15 protein-coding genes are annotated in these 20,360 nt (G+C 66.6%); 6 read left to right on the top strand and 9 right to left on the bottom strand.

What is annotated here, in order from left to right:
- Nucleotides 1-74: 74 nt before the first annotated feature.
- From LQG66_RS27455 to LQG66_RS27440, 4 genes are all read right to left on the bottom strand, one after another.
- Entirely contained in the window at nt 75-2,288 is a 2,214-nt protein-coding gene (locus tag LQG66_RS27455; RefSeq protein ID WP_231318769.1) for a 3-hydroxyacyl-CoA dehydrogenase NAD-binding domain-containing protein, read from the bottom strand.
- Between the two features lie 156 nt (nt 2,289-2,444).
- Nucleotides 2,445-3,653 carry an acetyl-CoA C-acetyltransferase gene (locus tag LQG66_RS27450; protein WP_231318768.1) on the bottom strand — a complete coding sequence of 403 codons (1,209 nt, stop codon included), beginning with the start codon at nt 3,651-3,653 and terminating at the stop codon, nt 2,445-2,447.
- 90 nt (nt 3,654-3,743) lie between these two features.
- On the bottom strand, nt 3,744-5,534 hold the full coding sequence (locus LQG66_RS27445) for an acyl-CoA dehydrogenase C-terminal domain-containing protein (protein ID WP_231318767.1): 1,791 nt from the start codon (nt 5,532-5,534) through the stop codon (nt 3,744-3,746).
- Nucleotides 5,535-5,677: 143 nt separating this feature from the next.
- Nucleotides 5,678-6,076 carry a nuclear transport factor 2 family protein gene (locus LQG66_RS27440; protein ID WP_231318765.1) on the bottom strand — a complete coding sequence of 133 codons (399 nt, stop codon included), beginning with the start codon at nt 6,074-6,076 and terminating at the stop codon, nt 5,678-5,680.
- 137 nt (nt 6,077-6,213) lie between these two features.
- On the opposite strand from LQG66_RS27440, the gene LQG66_RS27435 reads away from it, so the two are divergent.
- The 5 genes from LQG66_RS27435 (at nt 6,214) to LQG66_RS27415 (ending at nt 13,353) form a co-directional block, all read left to right on the top strand.
- Complete coding sequence (locus LQG66_RS27435; RefSeq protein WP_231318763.1) at nt 6,214-6,801, top strand: PadR family transcriptional regulator; 588 nt, start codon at nt 6,214-6,216, stop codon at nt 6,799-6,801.
- 194 nt (nt 6,802-6,995) lie between these two features.
- On the top strand, nt 6,996-10,490 hold the full coding sequence (locus tag LQG66_RS27430; protein WP_231318762.1) for a tetratricopeptide repeat protein: 3,495 nt from the start codon (nt 6,996-6,998) through the stop codon (nt 10,488-10,490).
- Nucleotides 10,491-10,673: 183 nt separating this feature from the next.
- Nucleotides 10,674-11,501 (top strand): COG3904 family protein, encoded by an 828-nt coding sequence (locus LQG66_RS27425; RefSeq protein WP_231318761.1) that lies wholly within the window; start codon nt 10,674-10,676, stop codon nt 11,499-11,501.
- Nucleotides 11,502-11,650: 149 nt separating this feature from the next.
- Nucleotides 11,651-12,577: a sulfite exporter TauE/SafE family protein gene (locus tag LQG66_RS27420; RefSeq protein ID WP_231318758.1), complete on the top strand. Its 927-nt coding sequence runs from the start codon at nt 11,651-11,653 to the stop codon at nt 12,575-12,577.
- Nucleotides 12,574-13,353: a TIGR02186 family protein gene (locus LQG66_RS27415; RefSeq protein ID WP_231318756.1), complete on the top strand. Its 780-nt coding sequence runs from the start codon at nt 12,574-12,576 to the stop codon at nt 13,351-13,353. Before LQG66_RS27420 ends, LQG66_RS27415 begins: the two co-directional genes overlap by 4 nt.
- A 20-nt stretch (nt 13,354-13,373) precedes the next feature.
- Here LQG66_RS27415 and LQG66_RS27410 read toward each other — a convergent pair whose 3' ends face one another.
- Both LQG66_RS27410 and LQG66_RS27405 read right to left on the bottom strand, forming a co-directional pair.
- Nucleotides 13,374-14,135: an MBL fold metallo-hydrolase gene (locus tag LQG66_RS27410; RefSeq protein WP_231318754.1), complete on the bottom strand. Its 762-nt coding sequence runs from the start codon at nt 14,133-14,135 to the stop codon at nt 13,374-13,376.
- Nucleotides 14,132-15,055 (bottom strand): DMT family transporter, encoded by a 924-nt coding sequence (locus LQG66_RS27405; protein ID WP_231318752.1) that lies wholly within the window; start codon nt 15,053-15,055, stop codon nt 14,132-14,134. The genes LQG66_RS27410 and LQG66_RS27405 overlap by 4 nt, the downstream gene beginning before the upstream one ends.
- Nucleotides 15,056-15,152: 97 nt before the next feature.
- Between LQG66_RS27405 and LQG66_RS27400 the strand changes: the two genes are divergently transcribed.
- Nucleotides 15,153-16,019 carry a LysR family transcriptional regulator gene (locus LQG66_RS27400; RefSeq protein WP_231318751.1) on the top strand — a complete coding sequence of 289 codons (867 nt, stop codon included), beginning with the start codon at nt 15,153-15,155 and terminating at the stop codon, nt 16,017-16,019.
- A 6-nt stretch (nt 16,020-16,025) separates the two neighbouring features.
- On the opposite strand, the gene LQG66_RS27395 is transcribed toward LQG66_RS27400, so the two are convergent.
- Genes LQG66_RS27395 through LQG66_RS27385 form a run of 3 tightly spaced genes read right to left on the bottom strand, consistent with a single transcriptional unit; the run spans nt 16,026 to nt 19,709 of the window.
- Nucleotides 16,026-16,415 carry a hypothetical protein gene (locus tag LQG66_RS27395; RefSeq protein ID WP_231318745.1) on the bottom strand — a complete coding sequence of 130 codons (390 nt, stop codon included), beginning with the start codon at nt 16,413-16,415 and terminating at the stop codon, nt 16,026-16,028.
- An 18-nt stretch (nt 16,416-16,433) separates the two neighbouring features.
- On the bottom strand, nt 16,434-17,126 hold the full coding sequence (pdeM, locus tag LQG66_RS27390) for a ligase-associated DNA damage response endonuclease PdeM (RefSeq protein ID WP_425601253.1): 693 nt from the start codon (nt 17,124-17,126) through the stop codon (nt 16,434-16,436).
- A 12-nt stretch (nt 17,127-17,138) separates the two neighbouring features.
- Nucleotides 17,139-19,709 (bottom strand): ligase-associated DNA damage response DEXH box helicase, encoded by a 2,571-nt coding sequence (locus LQG66_RS27385; RefSeq protein WP_425601252.1) that lies wholly within the window; start codon nt 19,707-19,709, stop codon nt 17,139-17,141.
- Nucleotides 19,710-20,360 lie beyond the last annotated feature (651 nt).

Below are 20,360 nucleotides of genomic sequence, written 5' to 3'. Positions count from 1 at the left end.
AGCGGTGTCCGCGAGGTCCAGGGCGAGCCCCCGATTACGCCAGAGCGTTTCGGGAGCTCGCAGAACCGAACCGCTCAAGCCGCGGCCTTCTTCGGCGGGAAGCGGCCGTAGAAGGTCTCGCCCTTGGCGGCCATTTCCTCCAGCAGCTTCGGCGGGGCGAAGCGCGAGCCGTACTTCGCCGTGTACTTGTGGCACAGCTCGACGAATTTCTTCGTGCCCATGAAGTCGATGTAGGACAGCGTGCCGCCGGTGAACGGCGCGAAGCCGAACCCCAAGATCGAGCCGACATCGGCCTCGCGCACGTCGGTGATGACGTGATCCTCGACGGTGCGCGCGGCTTCCACCGCCTGCACCACCAGGAAGCGCTGCTTCAGCTCCTCGACGTCAAGCGTATCGGGATCGAGATGCTTGGATTGCAGCTTGGCAAGATCAGGCCACAGGCTCTTCTGACCCTTGCCCTTCTCGGGATAGTCGTAGAAGCCCTTGGCGTTCTTGCGGCCGAAGCGGCCCTGCTTCTCGACCAGCTCGACCATCAGCTTCTTGTGGTCCTGGTTGATCGCGTTCGGCCCGAGATCATGCTCGGTCGCCTTCATGATCTTGAGGCCCAGATCGAGCGCAACCTCGTCCGACAGCGACAGCGGGCCGACCGGCATGCCGGCCATCTTGGCCACATTCTCGATCATCGCCGGCGGCACGCCTTCGAGGAACATCTCGTTGCCCTCGGCGATGTAGCGCATCACGCAGCGGTTGGCGAAGAAGCCGCGGGAGTCGTTCACCACGATCGGCGTCTTGCCGATGGTGCGGACATAATCCAGCGCGGTCGCCAGCGCGACGTCGCTCGTGGCCTTGCCCATGATGATCTCGACCAGCATCATCTTCTCGACCGGCGAGAAGAAGTGGATGCCGATGAAGCGGCCCTGGTCCTTGAACTCCTCGGCCAGCGAGGTGATCGGCAGGGTCGAGGTGTTTGAGGCGAAGACCGCGCCCTCCTTGAGGAGCGGCTGCGCCTTGGCGTAGGTCTCGGCCTTGACCTTGCGGTCCTCGAACACGGCCTCGATGACGAGATCGCAATCCTTCAGTGCGTTGTAATCGGCGGTCGCGGTGATGCGGCCCATGATCGCCTCGGCCTCGCCCGGCTTGGCACGGCCCTTCTTGACCAGGCCGTCGATGACGCTCTGCGCGTGCGCCTTGCCCTTGTCGGCGCTCTCCTGGTCGCGATCGACCAGCACGACCTCGAGCCCGCCGCGCGCCGAGACGTAGCCGACGGATGCGCCCATGAAGCCGGCGCCGATGACGGCGATCTTCTTCAGCTTGCTCGGCGGCACGTCAGCCGGACGGCGCGCGCCCTTGTTCAATTCCTGCATCGACAGGAACAGGCTGCGGATCATCGCCGCCGCCTCCTTCGAGCGCAGGATGTAGGCGAAGTAGCGCGACTCGACGCGTAAGCCAGCATCGATCGGCAGCTGCAGGCCTTCATACACGCAGCTCATGATGGCGCGCGCGGCCGGATAGTTGTCGTAGGTTTCGCGGCGGTAGATGGCGTTGCCGGCCGGGAACATCATCATGCCGTTCTTCGAGAACACCGGGCCGCCGGGCAGCTTGAAGCCCTTCTCGTCCCACGGCGCGACGGCCTTGCCGCCGGCCTTGATCCAGTCCTTCGCGGCCTTGATCAGGTCCGCGGCCGGCACGATGGCATCGACCAGCTTCATCGCCTTGGCCTTGTCGAGGGTGAGCGCCTCGCCCTTCAGCAGCAGGTTCATCGCGTCCTGCGGCTGCACGATGCGCGGCACGCGCTGGGTGCCGCCTGCGCCGGGGAACAGGCCGACCTTGATCTCGGGCAGGCCGAGGCGCGTCTTCGGATTCTCGGCTGCAACACGGTGATGGCAGGCCAAGGTCAGCTCGAAGCCGCCGCCGAGCGCGAGGCCGTTGATGGCCGCGACCCACGGCTTGCCCGAGGTTTCCATCGCCCGGTAGATCTGCGAGAAGCGCCGGCTGTTGTCGAACAGCATCTGGTTGGCGGCTTCCTCACCCTTGCTCTTCAGCAGCTCGGCATAGGTGCGGTTCATGCCCTCGAGCATGGAGAGATCAGCGCCGGCGCAGAACGCCTCCTTGGCCGAGGTGATGACGACGCCCTTGACGGCGGCATCCGCCGTCGTCTCCTTGACGATGGTCTCGAGCTCGATCGCCGAGGTCTCGTCCAGCACGTTCATCGAACGTCCGGGAATGTCCCAGGTGATCAGCGCAATGCCGTCGGCATCGGTTTCGAGTTTGAAGTTCTTGAAGGCCATTTGGTGCTCCCTGGATGCCAGCAGCCGGTCGGCGCGGCAAAAAATCTTGCGATCGTAGGGCGGGCAAAGGCGCCCTTGCGCCGTGCCCACCGACGGTGTCGATGACGAAGACGGTGGGCTCGCTTCGCTTTGCCCACCCTACTTTTCAGGTATCGGTCACACCCGCTCGATGATGGTCGCGGTGCCCATGCCGCCGCCGATGCACAGCGTGACCAGCGCGGTCGCCTTGCCGGTGCGCTCGAGCTCGTCGAGCACGGTGCCCAGGATCATCGCGCCGGTGGCGCCGAGCGGATGGCCAAGCGCGATCGCGCCGCCATTGACGTTGATCTTGTCCTTGTCGATCTCGAACGCCTGCATGTAGCGCAGCACGACCGAGGCGAAGGCCTCGTTGAGCTCGAACAGATCGATGTCCGAGGTCTTCATGCCGGAGCGCTCGAACAGCTTCTCGGTGACGTCGACCGGTCCGGTCAGCATCATCGCCGGCTCCGAGCCGATATTGGCGAAGGCGCGGATCTTGGCGCGGGCCTTGAGACCGTACTTCGCAGCAGCCTCCTTGCTGCCGAGCAGCACCGCACCGGCGCCGTCGACGATGCCCGAGGAGTTGCCGGCATGATGCACGTAGTTGACGCGCTCGATCTCGGGATGCGACTGGATCGCCACCGCGTCGAACCCGCCCATCTGCGCCATCTGCACGAACGCCGGCTGCAGCTGCGCCAGCGACTGCATCGTCGTCGACGGGCGCATGTGCTCGTCCTTGGCCAGGATGGTCAGGCCGTTGATGTCCTTGACCGGCACGACCGACTTGTTGAAGCGGCCCTCCTCCCAGGACTTAGCGGCGCGTTGCTGGCTCTGCACCGCGTAGGCGTCGACGTCGTCGCGCGAGAAGCCATACTTGGTCGCGATCAGGTCGGCCGAGACGCCCTGCGGCATGAAATAGGCCGGCACCGCCATCGAGGGATCCATCGGCCACGCGCCGCCGGAAGCGCCGATGCCGACGCGGCTCATCGACTCCGCGCCGCCGCCGATCACGAGGTCGTGCTGGCCGCTCATGACTTGCGCGGCGGCGAAGTTCACGGCATCGAGGCCGGAGGCGCAGAAGCGGCTGATCTGGATGCCGGGGACGGCCTCGCCGAGACCCGCATTCAAGGCCGCGAAGCGGGCGATGTCGGAGCCGGCCTCGCCCACGGGATCGACGACGCCGAGCACGACGTCATCGACCACGTCCTCGGGCAGATTGTTGCGGTCCTTGAGCGCCTTCAAGGGCACGGTGGCGAGCGCGAGTGCGGTCACCTCATGCAGTGAACCGTCCGCTTTGCCGCGGCCGCGGGGAGTACGCACGTGGTCGTAGATAAAGGCCTCAGGCATCACGCCCTCCTCATCTGGTCAAATTCGTTTTCGTTGTTGTTGGTGGCGACGGAAGCCGGCGCGCGCAGCACGCCGGCGTCCGCCTCGGCATCAGAAGGCTTCCGCCGGCAGTTCCATCACGGTCGCGCAGCCGGCCTGCAGGCGGGCGAGATGCGCCACCGTCTCGGGCAGCACGCGCTCCATGAAGAAGCGGCCAGTCACCAGCTTGGTGGTGAGATAGGTCGAGCTGTCACCGGCCGCAATCTTGTCCTGCGCGACCTTCGCCATCTTCGCCCACATGTAGCCGAAGGTGACCAGCGCAAAGAGATGCATGTAGTCGGTGGCGGCGGCGCCGGCATTGTCCGGCTTGGCCATCGCGTTCTGCATCAGCCAGGTGGTGGCCTGCTGCAGGTGGCCGAGCGCGGTCGACAGCGGCGTGACGAACGGCTTCATCGCATCGTCGGCGCCATGCTCCTTGGCGAAGGAGCCGACCTCGGCGAAGAACGCCATCACGGCGCGGCCGCCATCACGCGGCAGCTTGCGGCCGACCAGGTCGAGCGCCTGGATGCCGTTGGCGCCCTCATAGATCATCGCGATGCGCGCATCGCGCACGAATTGCTCCATGCCGTGCTCGGCGATGTAGCCGTGGCCGCCATACATCTGCTGCGCCTGCACGGCGTTGGCAAAGCCCATCTCGGTCATGTAGCCCTTCATGACCGGCGTCATCAGGCCCATGTGGTCGTCGGCCGCCTTGCGATCCCTGGGATCCTGCGAGCGATGCGCGACGTCGCTCTTCAGCGAGGTCCACACCACCATGGCGCGCGCAGCCTCGTTGAAGGCGCGGATCGACAGCAGCGTGCGGCGCACGTCGGGATGCACGATGATCGGATCGGCCGCCTTGTCCGGCGCCTTGGCGCCGGTCAGCGAACGGCCCTGGATGCGCTCGCGCGCATAGGCGACCGCGTTCTGATAGGCCACCTCTGACTGCGCGAGCCCCTGCACGGCGACGCCGAGCCGGGCCTCGTTCATCATCACGAACATGCCCTGCATGCCCTTGTTCTCTTCGCCGATCAGCCAGCCGGTGGCGTTGTCGTAGTTCATCACACAGGTCGAGTTGCCGTGAATGCCCATCTTATGCTCGATCGAGCCGCAGGTGACGCCGTTGCGCGTCCCCACGGAGCCGTCCGGATTGACCATGAATTTGGGCACCACGAACAGCGACACGCCCTTGATGCCCGCGGGCGCACCTTCGATGCGAGCAAGCACGAGGTGGATGATGTTGGGGGCCAAATCATGCTCGCCGGCCGAGATGAAGATCTTGGTGCCCGTGATCTTGAAGCTGCCGTCGGCCTGGCGCACCGCCTTGGTGCGGAGCAGGCCGAGATCGGTGCCGCAATGCGGCTCGGTGAGGTTCATGGTGCCGGTCCACTCGCCGGCCACCATCTTCGGCACGTAGGTCTTCTTCTGCTCCTCGCTGCCATGCACGATGAGCGCAGCCGTCGCGCCCATGGTGAGGCCGCCATACATCGCGAACGCCATGTTGGCCGAGCACTGGAATTCGTTGACGGTCTGGCTCAGCGTCACCGGCAGGCCCTGCCCGCCATATTCCGTCGGCGCCGACAGGCCGAGCCAGCCGCCCTCGACGATCTGCTTGTAGGCCTCCTTGAAGCCCTTCGGCGTGGTCACGCTGCCGTCGTCATGGCGCTTGCAGCCTTCGAGATCACCAATGCGATTGAGCGGCTGCAGCACCTCTTCGGCGAGCTTGGCGGCTTCGCCGATGATCGCCTCGCGGACATCCGCCGAGGCATCGGAGAAGCCCGGCAGATTGTCGTAACGATCGATCTGGAATACGTCGTTGAGCAGGAAGGTCACATCTTCCACGGGGGCTTTGTAGATCGGCATCGGAGTCTCCGGCAGGAAGGCTGAAGTTTCAGACTGGGAAATGTCTCGGACGCGGCAACCGTTTCGGCCGCGGACTGTAGCGATTTCTCTGGAGTTGCGGCAGCACTTACTTTGCGGCCGTGCGGCTGATGGTCACGGCTTGGTCAAGACGGCTTACTCATTGCGGCCAACTGCTCCGCCATCAGGCGGTGCAGCAGATTGATCGCCTTCAACGGGCGGACCATGACCTTGAAATGCGTGATGCGCCCATCGGCATCGAAGCTGATGATGTCGACGCCGTTGAGCTTGATGCCTTCGATCTCGTTCTCGAATTCGAGCACCGCGCCGGTGGCGTTGCGCCACTCGCCGACATACTTGAATCCGGGACCGCCTAAGACTTTCTCAGCACTCGCGAGATATTTGAACGTGATGTCGCGGCCGCGCTGCGGCGTATGCACGACGGGACTTTCGAACACGGCGTCGGGGTGCAGCAGCTCCCGCAGCACGCCGAGATCGTGAGACCTCATATAGCCGTACCATCCATCGAGGCCGGTCATTGTCATTGGGCGTCTCCTCGGGGCGGAATAGGCCAGCACCACAACCACCCCATATGCACATTGACGCATATGCGCCAGTGTGCATAATGTCAAGCGTGGAGCGGGGCAGAACACGATCAGAAAAACGGGAGCAGTTTCCGGCCATGGCCCTTGGCGACGCGATCCTCGCCTGCCTCACTGAACATCCGATGACGGGCTACGAGCTCGCCAAGACGTTCGACTCCTCGATCGGGTTCTTCTGGAAGACCGACCACCAGCAGATCTATCGTGAGCTGTCGCGGCTGCGCGATCGCGGCTACATCCAGGGTCGCGAGGTGGTGCAGACCGGCAAGCCGAACAAGCTCGTCTACACGCTAACGGCCGAGGGGCGTACAGCGTTCCGGAACTGGGCGGCCCGCCCCAGCGTGCCGGCCTCGATCAAGGACGATCTCCTGGTCCGCCTCTATGCGCTGGGCGCTGCCGACATCGCGCCGGTGCGCGCCGACCTGATGGCGCGGCTCGAGCATCATCGCGACCGCGCCGACCGCTACGACCGCATCCTGAAGAAGCGCTTTCCCGACGGCAGCGCGGCGCCGGCCGACCTGGGCAAGCTGCTCAACCTGCGTCTCGGGCTGCGTCACGAGCGGATGGTGGCGGAATGGTGCGAGGAAGCGATATCAGCGCTCGCGGCCATATCCACTGCAAGCAGCGTGCTGCCGCTGGATCCACCATCGCGGGAAATCGCCGGCTGATACGCGCTGTTCGAAAATCCTTCGCAAAACTTTGGACCGCGCCAGCGGTAAACTTAACCCGTTATTTACCGTAAAAGTCAAAAGTCGGAACCTGGAGCAGACGATCTGCGCGGTTTCCGTTCATCTTCATGTCCGGGACGCGTGGGGAGGCTGGAGGCGCTTGGTGGAGCGCTGGAAGCAAAACCGGACGAGACATGAATTCGCGCGTACCGTGGAGTAATGAAGGCATCGACCCGTCCGTCCGCGATAGGGCCGAGGCCGCGGCGCAACGCGCCGGAATGACGCTGAACGACTGGATCAACTCCACGCTCGGCGCATCTGCCGCGCCCGACTTCCGCAGCAGCCACACGCCGCGCAGCGCCCCGCCGGGCGGCCGGGACAGCCGCGAGGTCAGCGACATCCATCAGCGGCTCGACTCCATCGCGCGGCAGATCGAACAGATGTCACGGCCCGGCGCGCGCAAGGACACTCCCCGCGACGAGCAGGGCGTGGCACGCCAGCTCAACGACGCCATCTCGCGGCTCGATGCCCGGCTGTCCCAGATCTCGACGCCGCTGCGCAAGTCCGCCACCGAAGACCGCTACCATGGTCCCGATGGCGTCGAGCGCGCTGCCGCGCAGCTCTATCGTCCGGCATCGCCGCTCAGCGCCGGGTCGTTCGACGTGGCCGTGGCCGAGATCAGCGCCCGCCAGAGCGAGCTCGACAACGCCCGCCCGCTGCCGCCGCATCAGGCGCCGCCGACTGCGCCGGCCATGGCGCCGGCCGAGACGCCGTTGATGATGCCGCCGCCGCAGGCACCCAGTCCCGATTTTTCGCTGCTCGAACGCCACTTGCAGAAGATCACCAGCCAGATCGAAGCGCTGCATCGGCCCGATAACGGCATCGATCAGTCGATCGCAGGCTTCCGCAACGAACTCGCCGAGATTCGCCACGCCATCACCGAGGCGATGCCACGCCGGGCGATCGAATCGATCGAGAACGAAATCCGTTCGCTGTCGCGCCGCATCGACGAGAACCGGCACACCGGCGGAGACGGCCAGGCGCTGGCCGGCATCGAACGCGCATTGACCGACATCCGCGAGGTCGTGGGCTCGCTCAAGCCGGCCGAACAGCTTGCCGGCTATGACGAGGCCATCCGCAATCTCGGCGCCAAGCTGGACCTGATCCTGCGCGCCAATGACGATCCCGGCACGGTCCAGCAACTCGAGAGCGCCATCGCGGCGCTGCGTGCGATCGTGGCCAATGTCGCCTCGAATGACGCGCTGGAGCGGCTGTCGGACGACCTTCGGCAGCTGTCGTCGAAGGTCGACCAGGTCACGCAGGCGCGCGACAACCACGAGTCGTTCCAGGATTCCTTTGCTGCGCTCGAACAGCGGATCGCGGCGCTGACCACGACCCTGGAAAGCCGCGAACGGCCCGCGCCTGCGCCCGACAACACCGCCCAGATCGAAGAGGCGCTGCGCGGCCTCTCCGACCGCATCGACCGGCTGCAGGTCGGCAATGACGGCTCGTCCGCCATCACGCATCTCGAGCAGCGGATCGGTTACCTGCTGGAGCGGCTGGAAGCCGCCAACGATCCGCGTGGCGGCAACATGAGCCGCGTCGAGGACGGGCTCCAGGACATCCTGCGCTATCTCGAGCGGCAGCAGGCCACTTTCGCAGCGCTGGCCGAGAGCCGGTCGCAGCGCGAGGCGTCGCAGGACAGCGGCCTGATCGACATGGTCAAGCGCGAGCTGTCCGACATCCGCTTCAGCCAGACCGAAACCGATCGCAACACCCAGGATTCGCTGGAGACGGTCCACAACACGCTCGGTCATGTCGTCGACCGCCTGGCCATGATCGAGGGCGATCTGCGCAATGTGCGCGCGACTGCGAGCCAGCCTATTCCGCTGCCGCCGCTCGCCGCGCCGATCGAGCCGCCGATGCCGGCTGCGCGGGCGCCAGCACCGCAGGCCTATGCCGAACCGGTCAGGGCGGAGCCTCCCTATCGTCCCGAACTGCCCAATCCGGCGGCCGAGCAGCCCGCTGCGCACATCGTCAATCCGGCGGCGAGCCAGCCGGCCTTCGCGTCCGCGCCGCGTGACTTCCGCGCGCCGACAGCGCCTGCGGCCGCGACGCCCCCCCCGGTTCCGATGAAGGCGATCGCCGACATCCTGGAGCCGCACACTGCACAGGCAGCCCGCCCGGCCGCCCTCGTTCCTGAGCTGCCACCGGATCATCCGCTCGAACCTGGCACGCGCCCGCCTGGCCGCACCGCCTCGCCGGCGGAGCGGATCGCCGCCTCCGAGGATGCCCTCAACGAGCTTCCGGCCGGCAAGCGCGAACCGGTCTCCACGTCGAGCTTCATTGCCGCCGCTCGCCGTGCCGCACAGGCCGCGGCCGCCGCACAGCCTGCGGACGCCAAGAAGGCCGTCGAAAAAGCCAAGAAGGACAAGCCGAAGGACAAGCCTAAGGATGTCGTCAAGGAGGCTCCCAAGGAAGTCGTCAAGGAAGCACCCAGGGCAAAAGCCAAGGAAAAGCCCACCGCCGCGCTGACGGCCGAAGGCGACGAGGAAGTCTCGACGATCGGATCGAAGATCCGCTCGCTGCTGGTCGGCGCCAGCGTCGTCGTGATCGTGCTCGGGACCTTCAAATTCGCGATGTCGCTGCTCGACACCGGAAGCACGCCGCCGCCGGCATCGCCGATCGAGAGCCAAGGCGAGGCGCCGCGCGCGCAGATGCCGTCGGCCACACCGAGCCTGTCACCGCGTCCGGCCACGCCGGACCAGAGCGTGCCGTCGCTGACCTCGCCGACCCCGATCGACCGGCAGTCCTACAACAGGGCGATGCCGACCGAGGCGGAGACGATCGCGATGCTCGCGATCCCGCAGGACACGGAGAAGCCGGCCGCCGTTGCCGCAGCAACCGACATCACAGGCACGATCCCGACCGCAGCCAATGGCCAGAGGCTCGGCCTCGTGCAGGTGCCGGCCGCCGAGAAGCTGCCGGATGCGATCGGCGGGATGGCGCTGCGCAACGCCGCCCTCAAGGGCGACCCGACCGCGGCCTACGAGGTCGGCCTGCGGTTTGCCGAGGGCAAGGGCATCGCGGCGAATTTCGAGGAAGCCGCGAAATGGTATGACCGCGCGGCACAAGCGGGGCTCATTCCCGCCGTCTTCCGTCTCGGCACCTTCTACGAGAAGGGCCTCGGCGTGAAAAAGGATGCCGACATTGCGCGCCGCTACTACGTCGTCGCCGCCGAGCGCGGCAGCGCCAAGGCGATGCACAATCTGGCCGTGCTGGATGCTGACGGCGGCGGCAAGGGCGCAAACTACAAGAGCGCCTCGCAATGGTTCCGCAAGGCGGCCGAGCGCGGCGTGGCCGACAGCCAGTTCAACCTCGGCATCCTCTATGCCCGCGGCATCGGGGTCGAGCAGAACCTCGCCGAGTCGTTCAAGTGGTTCAGCCTTGCCGCGGCGCAGGGCGATGCCGACGCCGGTCGCAAGCGCGACGATGTTGCCAAGCGGCTCGATGCGCAGTCACTCGCGGCCGCCAGGCTCGCGATCCAGACCTTCACGGTCGAACCGCAGCCGGACGACGCGATCAACGTCCCGGCGCCCGCCGGCGGCTGGGACGGCACGCAGGCGATCGCCAGGGCTGCGGCAGCCAAGGCTGCCCTGGCCAAGCGCGCCGCGGCGACGCCACGCTGACGACGCCACGCTAGTCTAACGACGCAGCGTCGCTCTGATCCGACATCCGATCTCATGATCGGCCGGCCCAAGCGATGGCGGCAAAATCCCGAAAGCCTGCGCTCGCGCGCCATAGTCTCGCGCCCTCGTCCGGTATAGGTATTCGCGGCGCGTCCTGATCGACGCCGCGGAGGAGTGCATCGCGTGTCAGCCGAGAACGGACAACAGGACGGCGCGCGCTTCCGGCAGTCACCGACCGGCCCCCGCGTGGCTCCCCGGACCACGACGAACTTCGCCGCCGCGCCTCCACCACGTGTGCAGGAGGTCACCGACGGCTATCCTGCGGCGTTCCGATGGCGCCGGCTCGCATCGGTGGTCTTCTTCGTCGCGATCGTGCTCGGCACGGGCATTCGCGCCTACCGGGACCTGTCGCGTCCGGACGCATGGTCGTTCTGGAAAGACCAGTACGTCTCGCCGAGCCTGTCGTCGGCGCTACTCGCAAATGCCGGGACCCCCGGGATGGGCGGAGACCATGCGGTGCTCGCGGTGAGCGGCCGCATCGGGCCCGCGGCGGCGAGCTGGCTGCGCGACAAGATCAACGAGTCCCATTTGAAAGCCGGCGACATTCTTCTCCTGTCCTCGCCGGGCGGCAATCTCGACCAGGGCGTGATGATGGGAGAGATTGTTCGCGCCCGCGGTCTGGCCACCGCGGTGGGCACGATCGACGGTGCCGGCCGCATCCGTCCCGGCTCCTGCGCCAGCGCCTGCGTGTTCGCCTTCGCCGGCGGACTGACCCGCTATGGCCTCGACGGATCGGCGCTCGGCGTGCATCGGTTCACCTCGGCGGCCCAGGGCGAAGACGCCGTCGCCGATACCCAGCGCGTCACCGGGGCGATCCTCGGCTACATGACGCGCATGGGCGTGTCGTCGCAGGTCATCGAAGCCATGTCCGAGACGCGCGACATCCGGTGGCTCGAGCCTGGGGAGGCCGAAGCGATGAAGCTGGTCACGGCGCCGCTCAAGTCGCTGTGATCGATCGCTGCGGCGGAGCCCACCTCCGCCGCCCCTTGGGTCTCAGCCGGTAATCTCTGGTCCCTTGGGCCGCGTTTTCGGTTATGCAGGACCGAAGCACCTGCTTCGCTGCGCGGGATGCTCCGTTGAACGTGTGCAGGGTCGCGCGGATGCAGATTTACCTCCCGATCGCCGACATCCCGGTCAACATCTTCCTGCTGCTGGCGATGGGGGCTGCGGTCGGCTTCGTCTCCGGCATGTTCGGCATCGGCGGCGGCTTCCTGATGACACCGCTGCTGATCTTCGTCGGGATCACGCCGGCCGTCGCGGTCGCCTCGGTGTCCAGCCACATCGCGGCGTCCTCGTTCTCCGGTGCACTGTCCTATTGGCGGCGGCGCGCGATCGATCCCTCGCTGGCTGCGGTTCTGATGATCGGCGGCGCGCTCGGCACGGCGCTCGGCGTCGCCACCTTCACGCTGCTGCGCTCGCTCGGCCAGCTCGACCTGATGATCGCGCTGTCCTACGTCGTGCTTCTGACGAGCGTCGGCGGCGTGATGTTCTGGGAAGGATTGCGCGCGATGATGCGGGCGCGCCAGGGCGCGGTAGCGACCGTGCGGCGTCCCGGCAGCCATGTCTGGATTCACGGCCTGCCGCTGAAGATGCGCTTCAAGCGCTCGAAGATCTACGTCTCGGTCATCCCGGTGATCGGCGTTGGCCTCATCATCGGCTTTCTCGGCGCCGTCATGGGCATCGGCGGTGGCTTCATCCTGGTGCCGCTGCTGATCTACCTCCTGCGCGTGCCGACCTCGACCGTGATCGGCACCTCGATGGTCCTGACGCTCGCGACCATGATGATCGCGACCATGCTGCACGCCTTGAGCAATCATCTGGTCGATGCCGTGCTGGCGCTGATCCTGATGATCGGCGGCGTGACCGGGGCCCAGTTCGGGGCCCGCGCCGGACAGATGATCCGCGGCGAGCAGCTGCGGCTCCTGCTCGGCCTGCTCATCCTCGCAGTCGGCATCCGCTTCGCGATCGAACTCGTGATCCGGCCCGACGACCTGTTCACGATCCGCGAGACCGAGATGAGCCGATGACGCCTCTCCGCCTCACATGTCTTGCGCTCATGCTGCTGCTTGCCGGCGCCGCACCGGCGCGCGCCGAGCGCCTGATCGTCTCCGTCTCCAATCACCGCGTGACGGTGACGCCGAACTATTCCGGCGAGGAGCTGGTGCTGTTCGGTTCGGTCGAGAAGGAGGTGCTCACGGCAGCGAGCCAGACCGCCTACGATCTGGTGGTGACCGTGCGCGGACCGCGCGCCGACATGGTGACGCGGCGCAAGGAGCGCAGGTTCGGCATCTGGATCAACACCGACGCGCGCCAGTTCTTGAAAGTACCGGGCTATCTTGCGCTGTTCGCCAATCGCCCGTTCGAGGCGATGGCCTCGCCCGAGGTGCAGCGGCGGCAGCAGCTCGGCCTGACCAACGTGCTGCTGACCCAGCGCGTCGGCCCAGACTATGCCGACGTGGTGCCGAACGACGCGTTCCGCAGCGCCTTCGTGCGGCTGCAGTCGCAGCACGGGCTCTACCGCGAGGACACGTCGGCGGTGACGTTCCTGACGCCGACGCTGTTCCGCACCGGCATTCCGCTGCCGGCAGCGGTCCCGATCGGCACCTATGAGGTCGAGATCAAGCTGCTCGCGGACGGCGCGCTCGTCACCAAGACCGAAACGGCGTTCGAGATCGTCAAGGTCGGCTTCGAGCAGTTCGTCGCGAACTCGGCGCGGCAGAGCGGCTTCGTCTACGGCCTCGTCACAACGGCGATGGCGCTGATGACCGGCTGGATGGCCTCGATCGTGTTCCGAAGGGATTAGTCGAACCACCGTCATTGAGGTTATCTTTCGATCACCGTCCGCACACCGGGCTCCAGCAGTTGCAGGCGCGCACCGAAGCCGAGCGCGTCGAAGGCGCTGCGCAGGTCCTGCGCGCTCTGCCGGAAATGCGCCCAGCCGTCGGTGTGAACCGGCACGATGACGGCGTCGGCAAAGACGCGCGCCGTCTCGACCGTATCGTTGGTGTCCATCGTCAGGTGAAACGGTCCGCGCGTCTGCGCCGCGCCGGCAAACGGCAGCACGATTCCCGCATTGAAGCGCCGCGCCACCTCGGCGACGCCGTCGTAGAACACCGTGTCGCCGCTGACATAGATCGGCGCGCCATCCCGAGGGCTCAGCACGAAACCGATCACGTCGCCGGCCAATGGCTCGATGCCGGCCGGACCGTGGCGCGCCGGCGTCGCCGTGACCGTGAGCGTCTTGCCGCCTTTGCTCAATTCCGCGGTCTGCCATGGCGCCAGACCTTCAGCAGGCGCACCAAGCCTCGTTGCGCCGATTTCGGTCGTCAGCACGCGCGGCGCGCGGGTCAGGAACGCCCGGCCGCCATGATCGAGATTGTCGGCATGCTGATCATGGCTGAGCAGCACCGCGTCGACGTCGCCGATCGCGGCGACCGTCATGGCAGGCCCTGTGAGTTTCTCCAGCACCACATGCGGCAGTTCATAGCGGCCGGGGTCGTCGAAGGTCGGATCGGTCAGCAGGCGGAAGCCGTCGATTTCGATGAGGGCGGTCGGGCCGCCGATCAGGGTAATCGCAACGCTCATGATGATGCTCCCACAGTCCGGGCCGGCGCCCGTGTCACCAGATAGATCCCGAGCGCGACGGGAACGACGCCGAGCAGATCCTGCAGCGCGACGTGCTCGCCGAGCACCAGGAAGGCGAAGATCATTGCCAGCGGCGGCATCACGAAGTGATAGGCGCTGGCCGCGGTCGCGCCACACACCTTCAGCAGATGGAACCAGAGCACATAGGCCAGGATCGAGCCGCCGAGCACGAGGAAGGCGAACGCGCCGATCAGCTGCACATTCGGCATGATCGCGTCCACGTTCGACACGCTCAGCGCGACCGGCCACAGCGCGAGGCCGGCAGAGAGGTTCTGAATGCCATTGCCGACCCACAGGCTGCCCTGCGGCGCGAGCTGCTTGAACAGGATGGTGCCGGTGACGATCGAGGCGAGCGCCGCCAAGGTATAGAGGATGCCTTCGAGCTGGTCGGTGCCGACGGACATGCGGTGCCAGACGATCATGGCGACGCCGATGGTGCCCAGCGCGAGACCTGCGACCTTGCGCAAGGTCAGCGGCTCGCCGAGCAGCAGCGCGGCGAACACCGCCGTGAACACCGGATTGGCCGACACGATCAGCCCGCCCAGGCCGGCCGAGACCGTCTGCAGCCCGGTGTAGCCCAGACCGAGATAGAGCGCGTTGTTGGCGATGCCGATGATCGCGAACACCGCGGCATCGCGCCAGGTCATGCGCAGCTCGCCCCTGAAGACCGACGCCAGCAGGATCAGCACGCCGGCGAGCGAGAAGCGCGCCGCGAGCAGCAGCAGCGGCGGGCAATAGGTGACGCCGATCTTGCCGGCGACGAAGGCGAAGCTCCAGAGCAGGCAGAACAGCCCGATTTCGAGCGGCAGCAGGTTGGACTTCATGCGGGGTACCGCAGCCGGTGACGAGATCGACGACATCGGAGGTCTCCTTTGTCCCCGGTGTAGGGCCGCTCCTTTCCATTTGGAAATTAAATGATAGACTGGACTGCAGTGGATTTTCGAATGGGGGTCCCCGATGCTCGATCTGGACCTGTTGCGCAGCTTCGTCTCGGTGGTCGAAGCCGGCGGCTTCACCCGCGCCGGCGAGCGTATCCACCGCACGCAGTCGACGGTCAGCCAGCAGATCCGCCGGCTGGAGGAGGATCTCGGCCAGACGCTGCTCAACCGGGACGGTCGCGATGTCACCCCGACCGAGGCCGGCGAGCGGCTGTTGTCCTATGCCCGCCGCCTGCTCGCGCTCGCCGAGGAGGCGCGCGACGTGGTGGCGCGGCCCGGGCCGGACGGCGCGGTCAAGCTCGGCATCCCCGAGGATTTCGCCGCCTACCGGCTCGCCAAGCTGCTGGCAGCGTTCTCGCGGGCCCACCCCAATCTGCGGCTCGACGTGCGCGCCGACCAGAGCCTCAACCTGAAGCGCGACATCGAGCGCGGCGATCTCGACCTCGCGCTGCTCAAGCGCGGCGTCGACGACGAACGGGCGGCGATCGCGGCCTGGCCGGAGCAGGTCTATTGGGTGACCAGCAAGAGCCATCCGGTCGACCTCGACGCCCGCTCGCTGCCGCTGATCGGCTTCCCGCCCGGCTGCCTCTATCGCACCCGCGCGATCCACGCGCTGGAGAGCGGGGGGCGCGCCTGGCACATGGCCTACACGTCGTCGAGCCTTGCCGGCATCCAGGCCGCAGTCGCCGCCGGCATGGGCCTGAGCATCCTCTCCGACATGTCGGTTCAGGCCGATCACCGCGTCCTGACGGCACGCGAAGGCTTTGCGCCGATCGCGCGCACCGAGGTCGCCCTCGTCGCTTCGCCCGATGCGAGTCCCGCGACTCTGCGATTGGCCGACCGGCTGGCCGAGTTCTGCGAGAAGGTGCAGGCGAAGGCGGCTTAGCTCGTCTCATGCAGGAGCCACCTCCACCTGGCTTGCTAGGATCCAGCCGGAAAGACCCAGCGACGCAGAGAGCACGAAGCCGCGGACGCCCTGCGCAGCAAGCACCTGGGCCGCGGACGCCAAATCTTCTGCCCATGCCCCTTGGGCGCCGGTCATTCGATCGGTCTCGGCAATCTGCGCACCGTGGTCGGCAAGGATTGCGTCGACGGAAACTTCTTCCAAGGCGTAGATGATGTTGCCGAAGGCATCATGCTGGAAGTGATATCCCTGGACGCCCGTGAAGATCACGCATTGGCGCACCTGTTCCGCCTCGGGACGAATGATGAGCTTGATCCGTCGCTCCTCACAGTCCACGTCATAAGCCACCAGATTACCATCGTGAAACGAACGCAGCATGAGGAGTCACGCATCCAACTAATAACACCTCGCCGCGGCGATGGTATGCAGCCGCGTATCGCCCATTACATGGGCAATGAAGGCGCGTTTCGGGAATAACCTGGCAAAGGCCGCATCGCGTACGCTCAGGCCGCCGGCATAGGCGCCGAACGCGGGCATCACGGCGCGCTCGCCGTCGGAGACAAAGCAGCGCCGCTCCAGGGTGCGCGCCCGCGTCACCACCCGCGCCTTGGGATGCAGATGGCCGGCGATCTCGCCACGCGCGCCGGTCGGCTCGTGGCGGAAGGTCACCGCGCCGAGCGTGACCTCGTCCACGACCTCGCCGCCGATGCCGCGCGGCGCCGGATCGTGATTGCCGGTGATCCAGATCCAGTCGCGGCCGATCTGCAGGTTGGCGATGCAGGCGCGGTCGTCGCCGGAGAGCCGCGTATGGGCATCACGATCGTGGAAACTATCGCCGAGCGCGATGACCGTGCGCGGATTGTAGTGCGCGACGACGGCGGCGAGACGGCGCAGCGTCGCGACGGTGTCGAACGGCGGCAGCAGGGTGCCGCGTGACGCGAAGCTCGAGCCTTTTTCCAGATGCAGATCGGAGATCACGATCAGGCGCTGCTCGTCCCAAACCAGCGCGCCGGAGAGATCGGCCCGCAACGTGGCACCGGCGATCTCCATCGTGCCCGATGCAGCGAATGTGGCTTCTCGCAAAGTCATCTCGCGGCCTGCTTACCCCATCGCTTCCTTGACCAGCTCCTCAGCGGCTTCAGCCAGGAGCTCGTCGGCGGCCTCGCCATAGACGGATTCGCGGCCGATTTCCAGCATCACCGGCACCGCGAGCGGCGAGACGCGATCGAGTTCCCGATGGGTGATTCGTCCCTCGATGCGTTGGAGCATATCACCGAGCCGCTTCAGATCGAGCAGGCCGGTGGCGGCATCGGCGCGCGCCGCGCGCAACAGCATGTGATCGGGTTGATGCCGGCGCAGCACGTCGTAGACGAGATCGGTCGAGAACAGCACCTGGCGGCGGCTTTTCTCCTCGCCTGTGAAGCGGCGTGGGATCAGCCCCGAAATGACGGCGCAGGAGCGGAAGGTGCGCTTCATCAGCGCCGATTCGGCGAGCCACGCCTCGAGGTCGTCGCCCAGCATGTCGGGATCGAATAACGCAGCGAGATCGAGCCGGCCTTGGCTGATCATCAGCGACATGTCGCCGAGCCCCCACACCGCGAGCGCATATTCGTTGGCGACGAAGCCCAGCGGCCGGACGCGCGCCCGCTCCAGCCTTCGCGTCAACAGCATGCCGAGCGTCTGATGCGCGAGCCGGCCCTCGAACGGATAGCAGACGAGGTAATGCTTGTTGGAACGCGGGAAGGTCTCGACCAGGAGCTCGCGGCGCGCCGGCACGCGCGACACGTCCTTCTGCAGCAACAGCCAGTCGCGCACCTGCTCCGGCAAGGCCGACCATGCGCGGCGATCATCCAGCAAGCCGCGGACGCGATCGGCGAGATAGGTCGACAACGGAAACTTGCCGCCCATGTAGGACGGCACCTTGGGATCGGCATCGTTGGCGCGTGAGACGTAGACCTGATCCTCGGCGAGCGCCTCGTAGCGCACGATCTCACCGCCGAAAACGAAGGTATCGCCTTGCGTCAGTCCCTCGATGAAATATTCCTCGATCTCGCCCAGCAGCCGGCCGCCGCGGGCGATCGCGCCGGTCGAGCCGGCGCCGCCGCCGCGCGAGCGCACCAGCCGCACCTTCAGCATCGCCTCCTCGACGATGGTGCCGACATTCAGCCGGTAGCTCTGCCGCACCTTCGGATTGGCGACGCGCCAGCGCCCTTTATTTTCACCTTGCGCATCCTGCTTGATGCGGGCGAACCGCTCATAGGTCTTCAGCGCGTAGCCGCCGGTGGCGACGAAATCGACGACATCGTCGAAATCCGCGCGCGACAGCGACGCATAGGGCGCCGCCGTGACGATCTCGGCATAGAGCTCATCACTGAGAAACGGCTCCGCGCAGGCGCAGCCGAGCACGTGCTGGGCCAGCACGTCCAGCCCACCCGTGCGCAACGGCGGCGTGTCCTGGGCGTTGTCGGCAATGGCGTCGATCGCGACCGAACATTCCAGCACCTCGAAGCGATTGGCAGGCACCAGCACCGCGCGCGAGGCCTCGTCGAGCCGGTGATTGGCGCGGCCGATTCTTTGCATCAACCGCGAGCAGCCCTTGGGCGCGCCGACATTGATGACGAGATCGACATCGCCCCAGTCGACGCCGAGATCGAGCGAGGACGTGCAGACCACGCCGCGCAGCCGGCCGGCGGCCATCGCGTCCTCGACCTTGCGGCGCTGCGCGACGTCGAGCGAGCCGTGATGCAGCGCGATCGCGAGGTTGTCGTCGTTCATGCGCCAGAACTCCTGGAACAACATCTCGGCCTGGCTGCGGGTGTTGACGAAGACGAGCGTGGTCTTGTTCTGCTTGATCAGCTCGTACATCTCGGCCAGCGCGTGCCGCGCGCTATGCCCCGCCCACGGCAGGCGCTCGCGCGTGTCCAGCATCTCGACGACCGGCTGTGCGGCGCCGCCGGCGACCACGACGTCGGCCGCAGCGACACCGTCGTTCGGCTGCGGCACCAGGAAACGCGCGAGCTGCTCGGGCTCGGCGACGGTGGCCGACAGGCCGATCATGCGCATGTCCGGCGCCAGCCGCCACAGCCGCGCCAACGCCAGCGACAACAGATCGCCGCGCTTGGAGGTGACCAGCGCATGCAGCTCGTCGAGCACGACGCGCTGCAACGAAGAAAACAGATATGGCGCATCGTCCGACGACAACAGCAGCGCCATCTGCTCGGGCGTCGTCAGCAGGATGTCCGGCGGATAGCGGCGCTGCCGCTGGCGCCGCGACACCGGTGTGTCGCCGGTGCGGGTCTCGACCTTGATCGGCAGGCCCATCTCGGAGATCGGCGAATCGAGGTTGCGGGCGATGTCGACGGCGAGCGCCTTGAGCGGCGAGATGTAGAGCGTGTGCAGGCCGGCGGGGCGGACGACGGATCGGGCGGTCTCCTTCTGCCCCAGCTCCACCAAGGTCGGCAGGAACCCGGCCAAGGTCTTGCCGGCGCCGGTCGGCGCGATCAGCAGCGTCGAGCGCTGCGCGCGGGCCTTCTCCAACAGCGCCAGCTGATGCGCACGCGGTGTCCAGCCGCGCGCCGCGAACCATCGGGTGAAATGGTCCGGCAGCGCGGCGCTGTCTTCAGGTGGGACTGGTGAGACGCGGGGCGGCACTGGAGGAAGGTAGGCAGTCATTCCCGGTTCGTCGAGGGTTGGATAGGCGCCTCGGCAAACACCGCGGTCGTCCCGGCCCATCCTGGAGGGCACCAGCGCATCGTCGGATTCCACTGTCGCTCCAACCCCACCGTCATTGCGAGGAGCGAAGCGACGAAGCAATCCAGACCGTTTCGACGGAGGGACTCTGGATTGCTTCGCTGCGCTCGCAATGACGATTGGGCTGACGCGCTCGCATCGCAACGACACACGGCTCTCTTGGAAGCTGTCTTGGACGCTGTCTTGGGCGCTCTCATGTGGGCACACGCTCTCGTTCTCGCGGCAGGCGATGCCCGAGGTGTATGATGAGTTCGTCCCTCCAAAATGCAGAGGGCGCAGGGAAGGCCAGGCGTCGGCTGACGCCTGCGGCCCGCCTGCGAAAAAAATGCAGGCGGCAGGTACCACAGGTGCAGCCGAGAACGCCCGGCCTTCCCTGCGCGATGGTCTTCACGCTTATACGCAGTCTCCCTGGTGCGCCGGGCTTGTTGGCCACCATTGCGCATGATGCTTACGCATCAGCGCGTGACACCAGCATCGGGGTGTCGAGACGCTGCGACTTCACGTCCGCACGCCGCCGTTCGTCCGCACACCCCAAGGGGGCATGCTGCGGCAACCCGCGGCCATCGCTCCCCG

The organism is Bradyrhizobium ontarionense, from assembly GCF_021088345.1.
Classification (GTDB): domain Bacteria; phylum Pseudomonadota; class Alphaproteobacteria; order Rhizobiales; family Xanthobacteraceae; genus Bradyrhizobium; species Bradyrhizobium ontarionense.
The sequence above is the reverse complement of the archived record's forward strand: the minus strand, read 5'-3'. Positions and strand labels throughout refer to the sequence as shown.